We start from the raw sequence: 21025 nt of genomic DNA, 5'->3' as shown, positions 1-21025 counted from the left end.
CTCTTAATCTACCCACACACGAGCGTTACGGAACATGCGCAACCACGGCGCATCTTCGTTCCACTCTTCCGGGCGCCACGAGTTCTGCACGGCGCGGAATACCCGCTCCGGGTGCGGCATCATGATGGTCACACGGCCGTCACGGCTGGTCAGGCCGGTAATCCCGCGCGGCGAGCCGTTAGGGTTGGCCGGGTAGTTTTCCGTGACCTTGCCGTGGTTGTCGACGAAGCGCAGCGCCACCGAACCGGACAGGTCCGCTTGCAGCATGGCTTCTTCGCTGGCGAACTCGGCATGACCTTCACCATGAGCAATGGCGATCGGCATGCGCGAACCGGCCATGCCCTGCAGGAAGATCGAGTTCGACTCCTGAACCTGGACCATCGCCACACGGGCTTCGAACTGCTCGGAACGGTTGCGCACAAAGTGTGGCCACAGCTCGCTGCCAGGGATCAGTTCGCTCAGGTTGGACATCATCTGGCAACCGTTGCACACACCCAGGGAGAAGCTGTCAGTGCGCTCGAAGAAGCTCTGGAACGCATCGCGGGCACGGGCATTGAACAGCGCCGACTTGGCCCAGCCTTCACCGGCACCCAGTACGTCGCCGTAGGAGAAACCACCGCAGGCAACCAGACCTTTGAACTCGTTCAGGTCGACACGGCCGGCCAGAATATCGCTCATGTGTACGTCGATTGCATTGAAACCGGCACGGTCAAACGCCGCGGCCATTTCAACCTGACCGTTGACGCCCTGCTCACGCAGGACAGCCACTTGCGGACGAATGCCTTTCTTGATGTACGGCGCGCTGATATTGGCGTTGACGTCAAAGCTCAACTGGGCAGTCAGGCCCGGGTTGTCTTCTTCGAGCAGCACGTCGAACTCTTGCTGTGCGCAGTCCGCATTGTCACGCATACGCTGGATCTGGAAGCTGGTTTCAGCCCACTGGCGCTGCAACTCGCCACGCTGACCGACAAACACTTTTTCACCGTTGAAGGTGATGGTGACTTCGCTGTTGTTCAGCGGCTGGCCGATCACGTCGACACACTCGCCCAGGCCTGCAGCGCTGAACTGTGCAAGCACATCAGCAGTCGCGTCCTGACGCACCTGAATTACGGCGCCCAGTTCTTCGTTGAACAGGATGGCCGGGAGCTGGCTGGCGCTGTCTGCGAGGCAATCCAGGGTCAGGTTCAGACCGCAGTGGCCGGCAAAGGCCATTTCCATCACGCTGGTCAGCAAACCACCGTCGGAACGGTCATGGTAAGCCAGCAGGTGACCATCGGCATTCAGGCCCTGGATCACCGCGAAGAAAGCCTTGAGGTCTTCTGCGTCATCAACGTCAGGGGCCTGCTTGCCCAGCTTGCCGTAGGTCTGGGCCAGGATCGAGGCGCCCATGCGGTTCTGGCCACGGCCCAGGTCGATCAGGATCAGATCGGTCAGGCCTTTGTCCATGCGCAGTACCGGGGTCAGGGTCTGGCGAACGTCGAGCACCGGGGCAAAACCGGTCACAACCAGCGACAGCGGCGAGGTCACGGTTTTGTCCGTGCCCTCTTCGCTCCAGCGGGTTTGCATCGACATCGAGTCCTTGCCCACCGGAATGGTGATGCCCAGCTCAGGGCACAGCTCCATGCCGACAGCCTTGACGGTGTCGTACAAGCGGGCGTCTTCACCCGGGTGGCCTGCAGCGGACATCCAGTTGGCTGACAGCTTGATGTCGCTGATCTTGCCAATGCGCGAAGCCGCGATATTGGTCAGGGTCTCACCAATTGCCATGCGGCCCGATGCCGGAGCATCCAGCAGTGCCAGCGGCGTACGCTCGCCCATGGCCATGGCTTCACCGGTGTAGACGTCGAAGCTGGTTGCGGTGACAGCAACGTCAGCCACAGGAACCTGCCACGGCCCGACCATCTGGTCGCGGGCAACCAGACCGGTGATGGTGCGGTCGCCGATGGTGATCAGGAAGCTTTTGCTGGCAACGGCCGGGTGATGCAGAACGCGCTCGACGCACTCGCCGATGCTCAGTTGTGCCGGGTCGAAATCATCGCCCAACTCTTCTTCGCGAACAGCCGAACGGTGCATGCGCGGCGCCTTGCCCAGCAACACTTCCAGTGGCATGTCCACCGGGTTGTTGCCGAAGTGGCTGTCGGTCACGGTCAGTTGCGGCTCGGCAGTGGCTTCACCGACGACGGCAAACGGGCAACGCTCGCGTTCGCAGATCGCCTTGAAGCGCTCGAAATCTTCGACGCCCACCGCCAGAACATAACGTTCCTGGGATTCGTTGCTCCAGATTTCGTGCGGGGCCATGCCCGGCTCGTCGTTTGGAATGTTGCGCAGTTCGAAACGGCCACCACGGTCGCCGTCGTTCACCAGCTCAGGGAATGCGTTGGACAAACCGCCAGCACCCACATCGTGGATAAAGCTGATCGGGTTCTTGTCACCCAGCTGCCAGCAGCGGTCGATCACTTCCTGGCAACGACGCTCCATTTCCGGGTTTTCGCGCTGTACCGAAGCGAAGTCCAGGTCAGCCGAGCTTGCGCCGGTGGCCATAGAGGATGCTGCACCGCCACCCAGGCCGATCAGCATGGCCGGACCGCCCAGCACGATGAGCTTGGAGCCCACGGTGATTTCGGCTTTCTGCACGTGTTCGGCGCGGATGTTGCCCATGCCGCCGGCCAACATGATCGGCTTGTGGTAACCACGCACTTCTTCGCCACGGGGGGTGGTGATGGACTGCTCGAACGTACGGAAGTAACCGGTCAGGGCAGGACGACCGAATTCATTGTTGAATGCAGCACCGCCCAGCGGGCCTTCGATCATGATGTCCAGCGCGGTAACAATGCGCTCAGGCTTGCCGTACGGCACTTCCCACGGTTGTACAAAGCCCGGGATCTGCAGGTTGGACACGGTGAAACCGGTCAGGCCGGCCTTTGGCTTGGCACCACGACCGGTTGCACCTTCGTCACGGATCTCACCACCGGAGCCTGTCGCTGCACCCGGGAACGGGGCAATGGCGGTCGGGTGGTTGTGGGTCTCTACCTTCATCAGGATGTGCACTGGTTCCTGCACCGCACCGTACTGGCGGGTTTCAGGATCCGGGAAGAAACGCCCGGCAACACTGCCGACGATAACCGACGCGTTGTCTTTATAAGCAGACAGAACGCCTTCGCTGTGCATCACGTAGGTGTTCTTGATCATGCCAAACAGGCTCTTGTCCTGGCTTTGGCCGTCGATGTCCCAGCTGGCGTTGAAGATCTTGTGGCGGCAATGTTCGGAGTTGGCCTGGGCAAACATCATCAATTCGATGTCGTGCGGGTTGCGACCCAGACCGTTGAAGGCATTGACCAGATAATCGATTTCGTCTTCGGCCAGGGCAAGGCCCAGCTCGACGTTGGCTTTTTCCAGCGCGGCACGACCGCCACCCAGTACGTCAATCGCGGTCAGCGGCTTTGGCTCGGCGTGGCTGAACAAGCCTGCAGCCTGCTCCAGAGCGCCCAGCACGATTTGCGTCATACGGTCATGCAATACAGCGCCGATCAGTTCGGCATCCGCATCGCTGAACTGGCCAGCTACATAGAATGCAATGCCGCGTTCCAGGCGCTGGATTTTAGCCAGGCCACAGTTACGGGCAATGTCGCTGGCCTTGCTCGACCAGGGAGAGATGGTGCCAAACCGCGGCAACACCAGGAACAGTCGGCCGCTCGGCTCTTGGACCGGCACGCTTGGGCCGTACTTCAGGAGACGAGCCAGTACCTGCTGTTCATCGCTGGTCAGCTCACCGGTGGTATCGGCAAAGTGGGCGAATTCAGCATACAAACCAGTGACAGACGGAACCTTGAGGCTCAGTTGTGCAAGGAGTTTGCTGTGGCGAAAGGCAGAAAGGGCAGGAGCGCCGCGCAGGATCAACATCTTCGGGACAGCCTCGGGAGGGGTATGCTTTGAGGCCGGGCATTCTAGCCTAAACCGTTCGCCACGGCACCCGAAACGGCACACCTGAAGCGCACCAGACGTCGCGAATCGACCAAAGCCTTATTCTTTATAGCTATCAGCCGCTTAACGGATGCTCGATTATGATCTTTAAACAGAGCTCTACCCCCCATTCTACAAGGGTTTGAGCGATTTTCGCGGTCAATATCAGAATGACTGGAAATTGTCGAGATATGGCACCCGTGCTGCTTTGCGTATACTGCGCGGATGTTTTCTCTAACTGATATCCGCCCGCGCTGCGCCAAATGGCTGCTCGCAACCGGACTCTTCCTGATGCTCAGTGCCTGCGTTGAAAAACCCAGCACCCTGGAGCGCGTAAAGGAGGATGGGGTACTGCGGGTGATTACCCGCAACAGCCCTGCGACCTACTTTGAGGATCGCAATGGTGAAACCGGCTTTGAATACGAGTTGGTGAAGCGTTTTGCCGACGATCTTGGGGTTGAGCTCAAAATCGAGACCGCGGACAACCTGGATGAACTGTTCAATCAACTGGGCCAGCCTGACGGCCCGGTTCTGGCTGCTGCCGGACTGGTCAGCAGCGAGAAACGCCTGCAACAAGCCAGGTTTTCCCACCCGTACCTCGAAGTCACGCCACAGATCATCTACCGCAACGGCCAGTCCCGCCCCACCTCTGCTGCGGATCTGGCCGGCAAGCGCATCACGGTCCTCAAAGGCAGCTCCCACGCCGAGCAACTGGCCGAACTGAAAAAACAGTACCCCGGAATCGAGTACGACGAATCCGACGCGGTCGAAGTCGTCGATTTGCTGCGCATGGTCGATGAAGGCCAGATCGACCTCACGCTGGTCGACTCCAACGAAGTGGCGATGAACCAGGTGTACTTCCCCAACGTGCGCGTCGCCTTTGACCTGGGCGATGCACGCAGTCAGCGCTGGGCAGTGGCGGCCGGTGAAGACAACAGCCTGCTCAACGAGATCAACGCCTATCTGGACAAGGTCGAAAAGAACGGCACCCTGCAACGCCTTAAAGACCGCTACTACGGGCATGTCGATGTCCTTGGCTACGTTGGCGCGTACACCTTCGCCCAGCACCTGCAACAGCGCTTGCCCAAGTACGAAAAGTTCTTCAAGGAAGCGGCCAAAAAAGAACAGATCGACTGGCGCCTGCTGGCAGCCATGGGTTATCAGGAATCTTTATGGCAACCCGCCGTCACCTCAAAAACAGGTGTGCGCGGCCTGATGATGCTGACCCAGAACACGGCTCAAGCGATGGGCGTGTCCAACCGCCTGGATGCCAAGCAAAGCATCATGGGCGGCGCCAAATACCTCGCATTGATCAAGAGCGAGCTGGACGATGATATTCAGGAACCGGATCGCACCTGGTTCGCACTGGCTGCCTACAACGTGGGTGGCGGTCATCTGGAAGACGCACGCAAGCTGGCCAAGAAAGAAGGCCTGAACCCGAACAAGTGGCTTGATGTAAAGAAAATGCTGCCTCGCCTTGCGCAGAAGCAGTGGTACAGCAAAACCCGCTATGGCTACGCCCGTGGCGGCGAGCCAGTACATTTTGTGGCCAACATCCGTCGTTACTACGACATCTTGACCTGGGCCACGCAGCCACAGCTCGAAGGTGATCAGGCGGCCGACAGCAAGCTGCATATCCCCGGCATCGACAAGACCAAGCCCAAAGAAGAGCCGCAGTTGTAGAACACAATTCTGTGGGAGCGAGCCTGCTCGCGAATGAGCTTCGCGAGCAGGCTCGCTCCCACAATTGAATGATCCCCGTAGCCGTTTTTAAACCTTGGCCGCAGCCACAATCAGCGCTTTCATTTCAGCCACTGCCGACTTGAAGCCCACGAACAATGCATGCGCCACCAGCGCATGGCCAATGTTCAATTCATTGATGCCCTTGATCGCGGCTACCGCTTCCACGTTGTGGTAATGCAGACCGTGGCCAGCATTGACGATCAGCCCTTGAGCCAGGCCATACGCAACGCCATCGGCGACACGCTGCAACTCTTCGGCGACTTCGGTCGGGGTCTGGGCATCGGCATAGCGTCCGGTGTGCAGTTCGATTGCCGGTGCGCCTACGCGCTTGGACGCTTCGATCTGACGCTCATCGGCGTCAATAAACAGCGACACTTCACAGCCAATCTTGCTCAGCCGCTCGACAGCTGCCTTGATCCGCGCTTCCTGCCCGGCAACATCCAGACCGCCTTCGGTGGTCAGTTCCTGACGGGTTTCAGGCACCAGGCAGATATGCGCCGGGCGAATGCGCTCGGCAAACAGCATCATCTCTTCGGTAACGCCCATTTCGAAGTTCATGCGCGTTTGCAGGACATCCTTGAGCAGCAACACATCGCGTTCCTGGATATGTCGACGATCTTCGCGCAAGTGCACGGTAATGCCGTCGGCGCCCGCCTCTTCTGCATCCAGCGCTGCCTTGACCGGATCAGGGTAACGGGTGCCGCGAGCCTGACGCAGCGTGGCTACGTGGTCGATGTTCACGCCGAGAAGAATGCGATTGCTTTGGGTCACGGGGGGCTCTCCTGAAGAGTTGACGATTCGGCGCACAGCATACCGGTCTATTCAGGGCTTGCGAAACAACTCACGACTGGCCAGCGGTTTACCAGCCAAATGCACGGCCAATGCCTGACGCATCAGGCGCTTGGCGGCAGATAAGGCTCCGGGCACGGTCCAGTCAGCCTCGGCCATTGCGTGCAGTTCGGTGCCATGAAACAGACCGGGCTGCACCAGATAAATCCGTTCAAGCCCGGCATCTACCTGCAAACGGTACATGCCATCGCTGGCCACCGGTTCGCCTTGAATGTCCCGGGTCAACGAAAAGCCATAGCCCAGATCGTCCAGCAGGCGCCATTCGAACGCTCGCAGCAGAGGTTCGAGCGCGCGTCCTTGCGCAAGCGCCACCAGCGTCGCGGCATAGTGGTCGAAGACCGCCGGATGCGGGTCTTCGGCTGGCAACAGCCTGATCAGCAGCTCATTGAGATAGAGGCCGCTGAACAGCGCTTCGCCATTGAGCCAGGTGGCAATCCCGGCACTCTCCATGCGTCCGACGTTTTTCAGCTCGCCACGGCCGCGAAATTCGATTTCCAGCGGCACAAAAGGCCGGGCCAGCGTCCCCGCCTTGCCCCGCGCACTGCGCAGCACGGCCCGCAGGCGCCCTTGAGGCGTGATGAAATCCACCAGGGCACTGGTTTCACGATAGGGGCGACTGTGCAGGACGTAGGCGAGTTGGGGGGCCGGGGGTTTACTGGACATGGAAGTCAGCTATCTCAAAAGGCAAACACTGCCAGGAAGAACAGCATAAAACTAATGTGGGAGCGGGCTTGCTCGCGATAGCAGCAACTCGGCCTGTCTGAAGTTCCGAGTTGATGCTATCGCGAGCAAGCCCGCTCCCACAGGGGGGGTGTAATGCTGTGCTTACAGGTCGCCGTAGCCCAGCGAACGCAGGGCGCGCTCGTCGTCGGACCAGCCACCTTTCACTTTAACCCAAAGGTTAAGCATGATCTTGGAGTCGAACAGCAGCTCCATATCCTTGCGCGCTTCGGTACCGATACGCTTGATACGCTCGCCCTTGTCGCCAATGATGATTTTTTTCTGACCATCACGCTCAACCAGAATCAAGGCATGGATATGCAGGGTTTTGCCCTGCTGCTTGAACTCTTCGATCTCGACGGTGATCTGGTACGGCAGCTCGGCACCCATCTGGCGCATGATCTTTTCACGTACCAGTTCAGCGGCCAGGAAGCGGCTGCTGCGATCAGTGATCTGGTCTTCCGGGAAGAAGTGCTCGTTTTCCGGCAGGTGATCGGCAATCACGCGCTCAAGGGCTTCAAGGTTGTGCCCGTGCTGAGCCGAGATCGGGATGATCTGGGCGTTCGGCAGTTGCTCCTGAAGCCAGCTCAGGTGCGGCATCAGCTCGGCCTTGTCTTCGATACGGTCGGTCTTGTTCAACGCCACGATCAGCGGGCCGGTTACGTACTGCACGCGCTCCAGCACCATCTGGTCTTCGTCGGTCCACTTGGTGCGGTCAACAACGAAGATCACCACATCGACGTCTTTCAACGCAGCCGAAGCGGTTTTGTTCATGTAGCGGTTCAGGGCCTTTTCGCCGCCCTTGTGCATGCCCGGGGTATCCACGTAGACCGCTTGCACGTTGCCTTCGGTCTTGATGCCCAGCATGTTGTGGCGGGTGGTCTGAGGCTTGCGCGAGGTGATCGCCAGCTTTTGACCCAGGATATGGTTCAGCAGTGTGGATTTACCCACGTTTGGACGACCAACAATGGCAACGTAGCCACAGCGAGTTGCGGTTGAATCAGTCATGACCATTCTCCACGCCAAGGGCAATCAGTGCTGCGGCGGCCGCTACCTGTTCGGCAATACGACGGCTCACGCCCTGTCCCCGGCTTTTTTCATTCAATAAGGCAATCTCGCACTCGACAAAGAAGGTGCGGCAATGCGGTTCGCCCTGGATATCCACCACTTCGTAACGTGGCAGGTCGCAGGCACGCGACTGCAAGAACTCTTGCAGGCGGGTCTTTGGATCTTTGTTGGTGTCGACCAGGGTCAGCGTCTCGAACTCGCTGGCCAGCCAGGCCAGTACGCGGTCGCGAGCGACATCCATGCCGGCGTCCAGGTAAATGGCCCCGATCAGCGCCTCAAGGGCATCGGCCAGGATCGATTCACGGCGAAATCCGCCGCTTTTCAGTTCACCGGAACCCAGGCGCAGGTACTCGCCCAGCTCAAAGCCGCGGGCCAGTACTGCCAGGGTCTCACCCTTTACCAGCCGCGCACGCAAGCGTGACAACTGGCCTTCACGCGCCAGCGGGAAACGGTCAAACAAGGCTTCGCCGGCAACAAAATTGAGAATGGCATCCCCCAGGAACTCAAGGCGCTCGTTATTGCGCCCCGCGAAACTGCGGTGTGTCAGGGCCAGAACCATCAGTTCCTGGTCTTTGAAGGTGTAGCCGAGCTGACGCTCTAAACGTTCTAAAGAAAAACTCACGATTTACCCACGCTGAGTTCGTGGCCGAATGTCACCACCGGACCGATATTAGGGATCAGTGATGCTCGTTTATCGCATAGCAAATGGACAGGGAACAGGCTGTTCGCCGCCGTCACACTTAACGCTTTGTTCAAATCCACATCCTGAATACTCAGGCGCGCGACTTGTTTCGCACACCTGAAAAGCAATCGGCGCTGTTATAAACAGCGCCGTTCTGGCTACTTGATCAGACCAACCCGCGAGAAGTTCGGCAGGTTGCTCGCCTTGGGTTCCGGCCAGCTCATCCAAACAGCGAAGGCCTTGCCGACAATATTCTTGTCGGGAACCATGCCCAGCTCGTCTTTGGGAATGTTCGGATCATCCCAGTAACGGCTGTCGTTCGAATTGTCACGGTTGTCACCCATCATGAAGTAATGCCCGGCCGGAACCGTCCACTCCTTGTCAGGCGGCGCACGATAGCGGCTCATTTCCTTGCGGATCATGTGCTCGACTTCGCCCAGCTTCTCTTTGTACAACTCGGCACTGCCCAGGGTTCCAGGCTCGGCCTTGACCAGTTGCTCGGCAACCAGTTGGTCGTTGACATAAAGATGCTTGTCGCTGGTATAGCGGATCTTGTCGCCCGGCAGGCCAACTACACGCTTGATGTAGTTGACTGTCGGATCGCTTGGGTAGCGAAACACCATCACATCGCCCCGCTTCGGATCACCCACTTCGATGATTTTCGTGTCGAGTACCGGCAAGCGGATCCCGTACGAAAACTTGTTCACCAAAATGAAATCGCCCACATCCAGGGTCGGTTTCATCGAGCCGGACGGAATCTGGAACGGCTCAACCAGAAACGAACGCAACACCAGCACGATAAACAACACGGGAAAGAACGACTTGCCGTATTCAACCAGCAGCGGCTCCTTGTTGAGCTTTTCGACTACCTGCATATCAACCGGCGTAACGCTGGCTTGATAGTTGGCAATGGCCTTGCGCCGGCGCGGAGCCAGGAAGACCAAATCGAGCAGCGCCAGCAAACCGCACACGGCAACAGCAATGACCAGCAACAGCGGGAAATTTAGTGACATAGGACCTAGCTATCCAAACGGAGCACTGCAAGGAAGGCTTCTTGTGGAATTTCCACGTTGCCCACTTGCTTCATGCGTTTTTTACCGGCCTTTTGCTTTTCCAACAGCTTGCGCTTACGGCTAACGTCACCACCGTAGCATTTGGCCAGTACGTTCTTTCTGAGTGCCTTGACGGAGGTCCGTGCAATGATCTGCCCGCCAATGGCGGCCTGGATCGCGACGTCGAACATCTGGCGCGGAATCAGTTCTTTCATCTTCTCGGTCAACTGGCGACCTTTGTAGTGCGCGTTTTCCTTGTGCACGATCAGGGCCAGCGCATCTACCTTGTCACCGTTGATCAGCACATCGAGCTTGACCAGATTAGCTGACTGGTAACGATCGAAGTGGTAATCAAGCGAAGCATAGCCGCGACTGGTGGATTTGAGACGGTCGAAGAAGTCCAGAACCACTTCGTTCATCGGCAAATCGTAGGTCACTTGTACCTGGGTACCCAGGAACAACATGTCGTGCTGCACGCCACGTTTTTCAATGCACAGGGTAATGACGTTACCCAGGTGCTCCTGAGGCACAAGAATGTTGGCACGCACGATTGGCTCGCGCATGTCTTCAATCATTGAAAGATCTGGCAGCTTGGACGGGTTATCGACGTAAATCGTTTCACCGGTCTTGAGCAGCAGTTCGAAAATTACGGTTGGCGCAGTGGTGATCAGGTCCAGGTTGTACTCGCGCTCCAGGCGCTCCTGAATGATCTCCATGTGCAGCATGCCCAGGAAGCCGCAACGGAAGCCGAAGCCCAGTGCGTCAGAGCTTTCTGGCGTGTATTGCAGCGAAGAGTCGTTCAGCGTCAGTTTTTGCAACGCATCACGGAAGTCTTCGAAGTCATCGGAGCTAACCGGGAACAGGCCCGCGTATACCTGAGGCTGAATACGCTTGAAACCGGGCAGTACATCAACATCCGGAGTCGTGCTCAAGGTCAGGGTATCGCCCACTGGCGCACCGTGAATGTCCTTGATACCGGCGATGATGAAACCTACTTCACCGGCTTTCAGGTCTGCAGTGGCGGTGTGTTTCGGGTTGAATACACCAACGCTGTCCACCAGGTGGATCTTGCCGGTGGATTTGACCAGAATCTTGTCGCCCTTTTTCACGCGGCCGTGGCGCACGCGAACCAGGGACACAACGCCCAGGTAGTTGTCGAACCAGGAGTCGATGATCAACGCTTGCAGCGGATCTTCGATATTGCCGGTCGGCGCAGGAATGGTGTGTACCAGGCGCTCAAGCACCTCGTCCACGCCCAGGCCGGTCTTGGCACTGCAGGTCACGGCATCAGTGGCGTCGATGCCAATGATTTTTTCGATTTCTTCCTTAACGCGATCAGGATCAGCCTGTGGCAGGTCGATCTTGTTCAGCACCGGCATGACTTCCAGGCCCTGCTCAATCGCGGTGTAGCAGTTGGCTACGGACTGGGCTTCTACACCCTGCCCCGCATCGACCACCAGCAACGCACCTTCACAGGCCGCCAGGGAACGGCTAACTTCGTAGGTGAAGTCAACGTGGCCCGGGGTATCAATGAAGTTCAACTGGTAGGTATTACCGTCTTTGGCCGTGTAATACAAGGTGACGCTGTGGGCCTTGATGGTGATCCCGCGCTCACGCTCGAGGTCCATGGAGTCCAGTACCTGGGCCTCCATTTCGCGGGCAGTCAGGCCACCGCACATCTGGATGAAACGATCGGCCAGCGTCGACTTGCCATGGTCAATGTGGGCGATGATGGAGAAATTGCGGATATGACTCAGATCACTCACGGGTCAACACTCAAAAAAGTCGCAGGCAGACTGCCCGCCGAAAAATAGCCGGGAATTGTACCTGAACATCGCGCCAAGCGTCACGTTCACAGGCCAATGGGCACCTACAAAAAAGCCCCTATCGCGAGATAGAGGCTCTTGATTGGCTCAATGAGCGCTACTCAACCCGCCCGACGTAACAGCCAGATACCGGCCACGGCACAAATGGAAGCCGGCAGCAGCACCGCAAACAGCGGCGAGAAGCCGAACACCAGGCTCAAAGGCCCCAGCAGGTCCTGGGCGATCTTGAAGGTAAACCCCACCAGCACCCCGGTAAAAACCCGCTGCCCCAGCGTAACAGAGCGCAACGGGCCGAAGATGAAAGATATGGCCATCAATACCAGCGCAGCAGTCACCAGCGGCTGCAATACCTTGACCCAAAAAGCCAGCCAGTAACGGCCGTTGTTCAGGCCCTGATCCTTGAGGTAGTGGATATAGTTCCACAACCCGGAAATCGACAGCGATTCGGGCGCCATGACCACGGTATTGAGCAGTTGCGGGCTCAACGACACGTCCCATTTTTCTTCAGGCGCCTTGACTACCTCAGTGCTGTCGCCATGAAAAAGAGTGGTGCTCACATCACTCAACTGCCAGTCGCCCTGGTGGTACTGGGCCTTTTTGGCAAAGCTTGCCGACTGCATCTGATGGTCTTTGTCGAAGCGATAACGGGTCACACCGTAAAGCAGGCCATCGGGCTGAACGGCGTTGATATGGATAAATTCATCACCCTGGCGGTGCCACAAGCCATGCTTGGAGCTTTGCGAGTCACCACCGCCCTGGGCCAGCGCGCGGTTGGCCTGGGCAATGTTTTCCGTGGCAGGCACCACATATTCGCCAATCAGCACCCCTGCAACCATCAGCACCAGCATCGGCTTCATCACGGCCCAGACGATGCGCCCAAGGGACACACCTGCGGCACGCATGATGGTCAGCTCACTGTTGCTGGCCAGGCCGCCCAAACCGATCAGGCAGCCAATCAACGCTGCCATGGGCAACATTTCATACAGGCGTCGGGGCGCAGTCAGCATGACAAAACTGAACACATCCAGAACGGTGTAGGTGCTGCTGAGACTGCGCATCTCGTCGATCACGGCAAACAGCAGGGCCAGCCCGAGGATGATCCCCAACACGGCCAGAATCGCCAACAACACACTGCTACCAATGTAGCGGTCGAGCTTAACCACGGGCCATCTCCTCGGCACTACGGCGACTTGCCAGTTTCAAGCGCAGCGGCTCCCAGTACATCAACCCCAGGCCAATGATCAGGAACAGCCCATGCACCCACCACAGGCCCAGCGCCATCGGGGTCTTGCCATCCTGAAGAAGCCCCTTGCCCCAGGTCAGCATGCTCAGGTAGCTCATATAAAGAAGAATCGCCGGCAACAACTTGAGGAAGCGCCCCTGACGCGGATTGACCCGCGACAACGGCACTGCGATCAAGGTCACGATAAAGACCAGCACGGGGAAGGCAATCCGCCAATGCAGCTCGGCAACCACACGAGGATCCGTGCTGCCGAGAAGGCTTGCGGTAGGGATCGCATCGCGGTCTGTCACTTCATTGCTGACTTCCGGCTTGGGCAGCAGCACACCATAGGTATCGTACTTGATTGCCCGATAATCGGCCTGCCCAGGGTTACCGTCATAGCGATAGCCATTGTTCAGCACCAGCCAGCGACTGCCGTCAGGACGCACTTCCTGATGACCCTTCTCGGCCAGCAGCACGGAAATACTGCGATCCTTGGCCTCTTCTCCGAGTTTCTTCTGCGAAATGAATACGCCGGACAAGAGGCTGCGGTCATTGCTCAATTCTTCGGTGTAGGTCACCCGTGTACCGTCACTCAGCGACTGGAAGCGCCCGGCCTCCAGGGTGTCGAATTCGGTCAGGGCATCCTGCTTGTTGAGCAGCAGCTGAAATTCATTGTTGCCCTGCGGGGCCAGGCTCAGACTGAGCCAGGCCACGATCAGCGCGACCAGCGCAGCCGGTGCCATGGTAATGGCCAGCAACCGCTGACGACTCATGCCGGTGGCCGACAGCACGGTCATTTCGCTCTCAAGGTACAAGCGACCATAAGAGAGAAGAATGCCCAGGAACAGCCCCAGAGGCAGGATCAGCTGCATGAAGCCCGGCAGGCGAAAGCCCATGATCAGGAACAACGAACCCGGGTCCAGGGCGCCCGAGGCGGCCTGGGCCAGATATTTGATGAAGCGACCGCTCATGATGATGACCAGCAGCACAGCACTGACAGCGCTCAATGTAAGCAGGACTTCGCGGGACAGATAACGGAAGACGATCAAACCAGACACTCCAGGGTCGTCAGGCTAAGGCGGCCAAACAAACAGCATAACGAGTCGGCACATACCTCATCATAGATGAGATGGGCCGTCTAAAAAGATGGCGCATTATCCTGTGAATGCCCTCCCCTGTCACTGCACAGTCTTGAAAGTGGCAACTTGGCCCTAAACCGGGGTTGTCAGGCTCCTCCGACGGGGTTCAAACTGCCCGCCTTGACGCCAGCCTTGATCACAGGTGAAGCGCTTCTTCTATATAAGCAAACAAACAGAACTGTTTGTGCGCATGTTGACCATTTGACTCAGGGACCCGGACATGGAACTGGTTGTAAAAAGCGTTAGCCCAGAAACGTTGAAAACGGCCACTCTGGTGGTCGCCATCGGCGAAGGCCGCAAGCTCGGCCCAACCGCCAAAGCCCTCGACGAACTCACCGGTGGCGCCATCAGCGCAGTCCTCAAGCGCGGCGACCTGGCCGGCAAAACCGGTCAAAGCCTGTTGCTGCACAGCTTGCCCAACCTCAAAGCCGAGCGCGTGCTGCTGCTGGGTACCGGCAAGGATGAAGAACTGGGCGATCGCCCGTTCCGCAAAATCATCAGCGGCGCACTGGGTGTACTCAAAGGCCTGGGCGGTAGCGATGCGGTGTTCGCACTGGACGAATTGGTGGTCAAGGGCCGCGACAGCTACAGCAAGACCCGCTTGCTGGCCGAAACCCTCGTAGACGGCGAATACACCTTCGACCGCTTCAAAAGCCAGAAGGCCGAACCCCGCGCCCTGAAAAAAATCACCCTGCTGACCATCAAGGCCGCGCAGGCTGAAGTGCAGCGCGCCGTGACCCACGCCCAGGCAATTGCCGCCGGCATGGCGTTCACCCGCGACCTGGGCAACCTGCCGCCGAACATCTGCCACCCGAGCTTCCTTGCCGAGCAGGCCAAGGACCTGGGCAAAGAGTTCAAAGGCCTGAAAGTCGAAATCCTTGACGAGAAAAAGATCAAGGATCTGGGCATGGGCGCGTTCTACGCTGTAGGCCAGGGCAGCGACCAGCCGCCTCGTCTGATCGTGATGAACTACGCCGGTGGCAAAAAATCCGAAAAACCGTACGTACTGGTAGGTAAAGGCATCACCTTCGACACCGGCGGCATCAGCCTCAAGCCGGGCGCCGGCATGGATGAAATGAAGTACGACATGGGTGGTGCTGCCAGCGTGTTCGGCACCCTGCGCGCCGTACTCGAGCTGAAACTGCCGATCAACCTGGTGTGCATTCTGGCCTGTGCTGAAAACATGCCTAGCGGCGGCGCGGCACGCCCGGGCGACATCGTGACGACCATGAGCGGCCAGACGGTCGAAATCCTCAACACCGACGCCGAAGGCCGTCTGGTGCTGTGTGACGCCCTGACCTACGCCGAGCGCTTCAAGCCACAGGCCGTGATCGACATCGCCACCCTGACCGGCGCCTGCATGGTTGCATTGGGCGCTCACACCTCGGGCCTGATGGGCAACAACGACGACCTGATCAACCAGTTGCTGGAAGCCGGCAAGCAAGCCGACGACCGTGCATGGCAACTGCCGCTGTTCGACGAGTACCAGGAACAACTGGACAGCCCGTTCGCCGACATGGCCAACATTGGCGGGCCTAAAGGCGGCGCCATCACTGCTGGCTGCTTCCTGTCGCGTTTTGCCAAGGCCTATAACTGGGCGCACCTGGACATCGCCGGCACGGCATGGGTCAGCGGCGGCAAGGACAAGGGCGCAAGTGGCCGCCCAGTGCCCCTGCTGACCCAGTACCTGCTGGATCGCGCCAACGCTTGAAGCTGACAATCGAAGACTGCGCCGCTTGAGGGCGGCGCAGTCCCGATTCAGGAACCGCAATGACCCCCGAAGCAAACCAAGAACTCACCAAGATCGACTTTTATATCCTGCCCAGCGCCGAACCCTCTGCGCGGCTGGACTTTGCCTGCAAACTCACCGAGAAGGCCTGGCGCCTGGGCCATCGCGTGTATCTGCATTGCTCTGACAGTGCCCAGCGCCAGGACCTGGATGAACGCCTGTGGCGCTTCAAGGGCGAAAGCTTCGTGCCCCACAGCAACACTGAAGACCAACCCGATGGCGTCGTGGTCATGGGCTGTACGGATGCACCCGCAAGCCACCAAGACTTACTGATCAACTTGGACCTCAAAGTCCCCGACTTTTTCAAGCGCTTCGCCCGCGTGGCCGAAGTGGTGGTCGAAGACCCCGCCGTGCGACAGGCTGCACGGGAGAGTTTCCGTTTCTACCGAGAACAGGGCTATCCTCTGCAGGACCACAAGTTACAACGACTCTGAGCACACGATGGACACCTCCAATTCGCCGCAAAAAGCTGCACACCTGCTTGATGATCTTGAGTCCATTCGCAAGCTGCTCGGCGATGAGGGGCTGCAACCGCCGCTGCTGACAGAGATGGTAGGTCGGCCCGACGAACAGATCCCGTTGCTCGACGAAGTTATCAGCGATGAACCAGAGCCGGAGCCGGTGCCCACGCAAATACCGCTGGTCGGCATCACCCCGGCGCCCGCGACGGAGAAAGCCCCTGACGCACTGCTTGCGCACCTGGACCGAGAGCTGCGCACTGCTGCCCAGGCCATCATGCAGGACGTGATCAACGACTTCGCCCCGCACATCGAAACCGAGATCAAGCGCCGCCTTGATGCCCACATGGAGCGTCTGCTCGCCCAACATCAAAGCTGACCCTGTGGGAGCGGGCTTGCTCGCGATTGCAGCACCTTAATGAAGCCGATGCACCGGGTTGCCCGTATCGCGAGCAAGCCCGCTCCCACAACAGCAATAGGTTCCCCGCGCAGTCCCACCCCGCTATACTTGCCGGCTTTCCTGAATTAATGCCAATAGGGTCCCGCCGCGCATGGATAAGACCTACCAGCCGCACGCCATTGAAACTTCCTGGTACAAAACCTGGGAAGAAGAGAATTATTTTGCCCCGCAAGGCGCGGGCGACCCGTACACCATCATGATTCCGCCGCCGAACGTCACCGGCAGCCTGCACATGGGGCACGGCTTCAACAACGCGATCATGGATGCCCTGATCCGTTTCCGTCGCATGCAGGGCCGCAACACCCTGTGGCAGCCGGGTACCGACCACGCGGGCATCGCCACCCAGATGCTGGTCGAGCGTCAGATCGAAGCACAAGGCCTGAACCGCCACGATTTGGGTCGTGAAAAATTCCTCGACAAGATCTGGGAATGGAAAGATCAGTCCGGCGGCAACATCAGCCGTCAGATCCGTCGCCTGGGTTCGTCCGTAGACTGGAGCCGCGAGCGCTTCACCATGGATGACGGCCTGTCTGAAGCCGTGAAGGAAGCCTTCGTGCGCCTCCACGAAGACGGCCTGATCTATCGTGGCAAGCGCCTGGTCAACTGGGACACCAAGCTGCACACGGCCATCTCCGACCTTGAAGTGGAAAACCACGACGAGAAAGGTTTCCTGTGGAACCTGCGCTACCCGCTGGCTGACGGCGCCAAGACCGCCGAAGGCCTGGACTACCTGGTGGTTGCTACCACCCGTCCGGAAACCATGCTGGGCGACGCAGCTGTTGCGGTAAACCCGGAAGACGAGCGCTACAAGGCCCTGATCGGCAAGTTTGTCGAGCTGCCGCTGGTTGGCCGCCGCATTCCGATCATCGCGGACGATTATTGCGATCCTGAATTCGGTACCGGTTGTGTGAAAATCACCCCGGCCCACGATTTCAACGACTACGAAGTCGGCAAGCGTCACAACCTGCCGCTGCTCAACATCTTCGATAAAAACGCCGCCGTGCTGCCTGCTGCCCAGGTGTTCAACCTCGATGGCACGCTGAACGAGTCCATCGACGGTACCCTGCCGGCCAAGTATGCAGGCCTGGACCGCTTCGAAGCGCGCAAGCAAATTGTCGCTGATTTCGACGAAGCCGGCCTGTTGGTCAGCGTCGATGATCACGCCCTGAAAGTGCCGAAAGGCGACCGTTCGGGCACCGTGATCGAACCGTGGCTGACTGACCAGTGGTACGTGTCGACCAAGCCTCTGGCAGAGCCTGCCATTGCTGCCGTGGAAGACGGGCGCATCGCGTTCGTGCCTAAACAGTACGAAAACATGTACTTCTCGTGGATGCGCGACATCCAGGACTGGTGCATCAGCCGTCAGCTGTGGTGGGGCCACCGCATTCCGGCCTGGTACGACGAGTCGGGCAAAGTCTATGTAGGCCGCGACGAGGCCGAAGTACGCGCCAAGAACAACCTGGGCCCGGACGTTGCCTTGCAACAGGACAACGACGTGCTCGACACCTGGTTCAGTTCGGGTCTGTGGACGTTCTCCACCCTCGGCTGGCCGGAAAAAACCGAAGCACTGAAAACCTTCCACTCCACTGACGTGCTGGTTACCGGTTTCGACATCATTTTCTTCTGGGTTGCCCGGATGATCATGCTCACCATGCATTTGGTGAAAAACGAAGACGGCACCCCGCAAGTTCCGTTCAAGACCGTGTATGTCCACGGCCTGGTCCGTGACGGTCAAGGCCAGAAGATGTCCAAGTCCAAGGGCAACGTCCTGGACCCGCTGGACATCATCGACGGCATCGAGCTCGAAGACCTGGTGGCCAAACGCACCACCGGCCTGATGCAGCCAAAACTGCTGAAGAAAATCGAGAAGCAGACCCGCGACGAATTCGCCGACGGCATCGCCAGCTACGGTACCGACGCCCTGCGCTTCACGTTCTGCTCGCTGGCGTCCACCGGCCGTGACATCAAGTTCGACATGGGCCGCGTCGAAGGCTATCGCAACTTCTGCAACAAGATCTGGAACGCCGCACGCTACGTGCTGGACAAGGGCGAAGACTGCGGCCAGAACGGCGAAGCCTACGAACTGTCGCTGGCTGACCGCTGGATCATCTCGCAGCTGCAGCGCACCGAAGCAGAAGTGACCCGTCACCTCGACCAGTTCCGTTTCGACCTCGCGGCGCAAGCGCTGTACGAGTTCATCTGGAACCAGTACTGCGACTGGTACCTGGAACTGTCCAAGCCTGTGCTGTGGGACGAAAACGCCCCGGTAGAACGTCAGCGCGGCACTCGCCGTACGCTGGTTCGGGTGCTGGAAGTGGCGTTGCGCCTGGCGCATCCGTTCATGCCATTCATCACCGAAGAAATCTGGCAGCGCATCGCGCCGCTGGCCGGTGCTGAAGGCAAGACCATCATGCTGCAACCGTGGCCGGTACCGAACGAAGCGCGCATCGACCAGGCCGCCGAAGACGATATCGAATGGCTCAAGGGCCTGATGCTGGGTATTCGCAACATCCGTGGCGAAATGAACATCGGCCCGGGCAAGCCTTTGCAGATCTACCTGAAAAACGTCAGCAGCGAAGATCAACGCCGTCTGGCCGAGAACGATGCCTTGCTCAAAAAGCTGGCTAAACTCGAAGCGATCACCGTGCTGCAAGAGGGCGCCGATGCACCGCTGTCGGCTACCGCACTGGTAGGCGAGATGGAAGTGCTGGTGCCCATGGCCGGCCTGATCGACAAAGATGCAGAGTTGGCGCGTCTGGACAAGGAAATCCAGCGTCTGAACGGCGAAGTGGCCCGCGTAGGTGGAAAACTCTCTAACGCCGCGTTCGTTGACAAAGCTCCGGCCGAAGTCATCGAAAAAGAACGAACCAAGTTAGCCGAAGCCGAACAAGCCTTGAGCAAATTGGCCGAACAGCACGCGCGGATTTCCAGCCTGTAATAAAGCTGCGCACCTGATCGCGGGCAAGCCCTTAGCTCTGAAAGGAACTAAGGGCTTGCCCGCGATTGCTTTTGTGGAATGAATTGAACATGACAACCCCACGCACTTCCAAAGCCACACGCCACAAGCCCAAGGCTGTCAGCGACGCCAAGCCGGCTGAGCCACGGGTCAAGCCAAGCCTGCACCCACGTAACCGCCATCAGGGCCGCTACGACTTCCCGCAGCTGATTTCGGTCTGCCCTGAGCTGGCAGAGTTCGTGATCATCAACCCGTACGGCAAAGAAAGCATCGACTTCGCCAACCCGGATGCCGTGCGCGTATTTAACCGTGCGCTGCTCAAGGCGTTCTACGGTATCGCCCACTGGGACATTCCGGCTGACTACCTGTGCCCGCCTGTGCCCGGTCGCGCTGACTACGTGCACTTTCTGGCCGACCTGCTGGCCACCATGAACGATGGCGTCATCCCGCGTGGCCCGAGCGTGCGCGTGCTGGACATCGGTATGGGCGCAAACTGCGTTTACCCGCTGATTGGTCACAGCGAATACCGCTGGCAGTTCCTGGGCACCGAAGTTGACCCTACAGCCGTTAAAGCGGCCAAGGCGATCGTGCAGTCCAACGGCCTGAACAAAGCCATCAGCCTGCGCCTGCAACCCGATCAGAAGAAGATCTTGCTGGAAGTCCTGGACAGCGCCGAGCGTTTTGACCTGAGCATGTGCAACCCGCCCTTTCATGCGTCGATCGATGAAGCAACGCGCGGCAGCGAGCGTAAATGGCGGGCACTGGGCAAGGCTGATCCCAAGCGCAAACTGCCTGTTCTGAACTTTGGCGGTCAAGCGGCCGAATTGTGGTGTGAAGGGGGCGAGCAGCGCTTTGTGACCCAGCTGATTCGCGAAAGCGTGCAAGTGGGCCGTCAGGTGCTGTGGTTCAGCGTACTGGTGTCCAAGGCGTCCAACTTGCCGGCGATCCAGACCGCACTGAAAAAAGCCGGTGTGCGGGAAAGCCAGGTGGTCGACATGTCACAGGGCAACAAGCAAAGCCGCTTTGTCGCCTGGACATTCCATGACAAAGAACAGCAACAGCTGTGGCGCGAGAAGAACTGGAAGTAATCTTGTAAAT

The 21025-nt window shown here is 58.8% G+C and carries 15 protein-coding genes; 6 read left to right on the top strand and 9 right to left on the bottom strand.

From position 1 onward, the window contains the following. Positions 1 to 3 precede the first annotated feature (3 nt). The gene (gene purL, locus GHN92_RS01095; protein ID WP_095038759.1) at positions 4 to 3900 is read right to left on the bottom strand and encodes a phosphoribosylformylglycinamidine synthase; all 3897 of its coding nucleotides are present in this window, start codon (positions 3898 to 3900) and stop codon (positions 4 to 6) included. A 285-nt stretch (positions 3901 to 4185) separates the two neighbouring features. On the opposite strand from purL, the gene mltF reads away from it, so the two are divergent. After that, positions 4186 to 5643, top strand: a complete 1458-nt coding sequence (gene mltF, locus GHN92_RS01090; protein ID WP_095001239.1) for a membrane-bound lytic murein transglycosylase MltF — start codon at positions 4186 to 4188, stop codon at positions 5641 to 5643. Positions 5644 to 5730: 87 nt separating this feature from the next. Here the strand turns inward: mltF and pdxJ are convergent, their stop codons facing one another. The 8 genes from pdxJ to lptF all read right to left on the bottom strand — a co-directional run bounded on the left by pdxJ (position 5731) and on the right by lptF (position 14174). Beyond that, on the bottom strand, positions 5731 to 6474 hold the full coding sequence (pdxJ, locus tag GHN92_RS01085; protein ID WP_178102577.1) for a pyridoxine 5'-phosphate synthase: 744 nt from the start codon (positions 6472 to 6474) through the stop codon (positions 5731 to 5733). Positions 6475 to 6525: 51 nt separating this feature from the next. Continuing rightward, complete coding sequence (gene recO, locus GHN92_RS01080) at positions 6526 to 7215, bottom strand: DNA repair protein RecO (protein WP_095001237.1); 690 nt, start codon at positions 7213 to 7215, stop codon at positions 6526 to 6528. A 162-nt stretch (positions 7216 to 7377) separates the two neighbouring features. Continuing rightward, on the bottom strand, positions 7378 to 8280 hold the full coding sequence (era, locus tag GHN92_RS01075) for a GTPase Era (RefSeq protein WP_095001236.1): 903 nt from the start codon (positions 8278 to 8280) through the stop codon (positions 7378 to 7380). Continuing rightward, entirely contained in the window at positions 8273 to 8962 is a 690-nt protein-coding gene (rnc, locus tag GHN92_RS01070) for a ribonuclease III (RefSeq protein ID WP_095001235.1), read from the bottom strand. The genes era and rnc overlap by 8 nt, the downstream gene beginning before the upstream one ends. Before the next feature lie 218 nt (positions 8963 to 9180). After that, a complete protein-coding gene (gene lepB, locus GHN92_RS01065; protein ID WP_095001234.1) occupies positions 9181 to 10035 on the bottom strand; it encodes a signal peptidase I in 855 nt (284 codons plus the stop codon). 5 nt (positions 10036 to 10040) lie between these two features. Next, complete coding sequence (lepA, locus tag GHN92_RS01060; RefSeq protein ID WP_095001233.1) at positions 10041 to 11840, bottom strand: translation elongation factor 4; 1800 nt, start codon at positions 11838 to 11840, stop codon at positions 10041 to 10043. A gap of 161 nt (positions 11841 to 12001) precedes the next feature. After that, positions 12002 to 13063 carry an LPS export ABC transporter permease LptG gene (gene lptG, locus GHN92_RS01055; protein WP_095001232.1) on the bottom strand — a complete coding sequence of 354 codons (1062 nt, stop codon included), beginning with the start codon at positions 13061 to 13063 and terminating at the stop codon, positions 12002 to 12004. Further along, positions 13056 to 14174: an LPS export ABC transporter permease LptF gene (gene lptF, locus GHN92_RS01050; protein ID WP_133144337.1), complete on the bottom strand. Its 1119-nt coding sequence runs from the start codon at positions 14172 to 14174 to the stop codon at positions 13056 to 13058. The genes lptG and lptF overlap by 8 nt, the downstream gene beginning before the upstream one ends. Positions 14175 to 14484: 310 nt before the next feature. On the opposite strand from lptF, the gene GHN92_RS01045 reads away from it, so the two are divergent. The 5 genes from GHN92_RS01045 (at position 14485) to rlmF (ending at position 21015) form a co-directional block, all read left to right on the top strand. After that, on the top strand, positions 14485 to 15975 hold the full coding sequence (locus GHN92_RS01045; protein ID WP_095001230.1) for a leucyl aminopeptidase: 1491 nt from the start codon (positions 14485 to 14487) through the stop codon (positions 15973 to 15975). 59 nt (positions 15976 to 16034) lie between these two features. Next, positions 16035 to 16487, top strand: coding sequence for a DNA polymerase III subunit chi (locus GHN92_RS01040; RefSeq protein WP_095001229.1), 453 nt, complete (start codon positions 16035 to 16037; stop codon positions 16485 to 16487). Between the two features lie 7 nt (positions 16488 to 16494). Then, on the top strand, positions 16495 to 16890 hold the full coding sequence (locus GHN92_RS01035) for a DNA polymerase III subunit chi (RefSeq protein WP_095001228.1): 396 nt from the start codon (positions 16495 to 16497) through the stop codon (positions 16888 to 16890). A 172-nt stretch (positions 16891 to 17062) separates the two neighbouring features. Beyond that, positions 17063 to 19909: a valine--tRNA ligase gene (locus GHN92_RS01030; protein WP_133144296.1), complete on the top strand. Its 2847-nt coding sequence runs from the start codon at positions 17063 to 17065 to the stop codon at positions 19907 to 19909. 89 nt (positions 19910 to 19998) lie between these two features. Next, complete coding sequence (gene rlmF / locus GHN92_RS01025) at positions 19999 to 21015, top strand: 23S rRNA (adenine(1618)-N(6))-methyltransferase RlmF (protein WP_133144297.1); 1017 nt, start codon at positions 19999 to 20001, stop codon at positions 21013 to 21015. Positions 21016 to 21025: the final 10 nt, after the last annotated feature.

Origin of the sequence: Pseudomonas sp. FSL R10-2964 (genome assembly GCF_009600035.1) — a bacterium.
In the GTDB taxonomy this organism is placed as follows: Bacteria; Pseudomonadota; Gammaproteobacteria; order Pseudomonadales; family Pseudomonadaceae; genus Aquipseudomonas; species Aquipseudomonas bubulae.
Note: the sequence above shows the minus strand (reverse complement) of the source record. Positions and strands in the feature narration are given on the sequence as shown.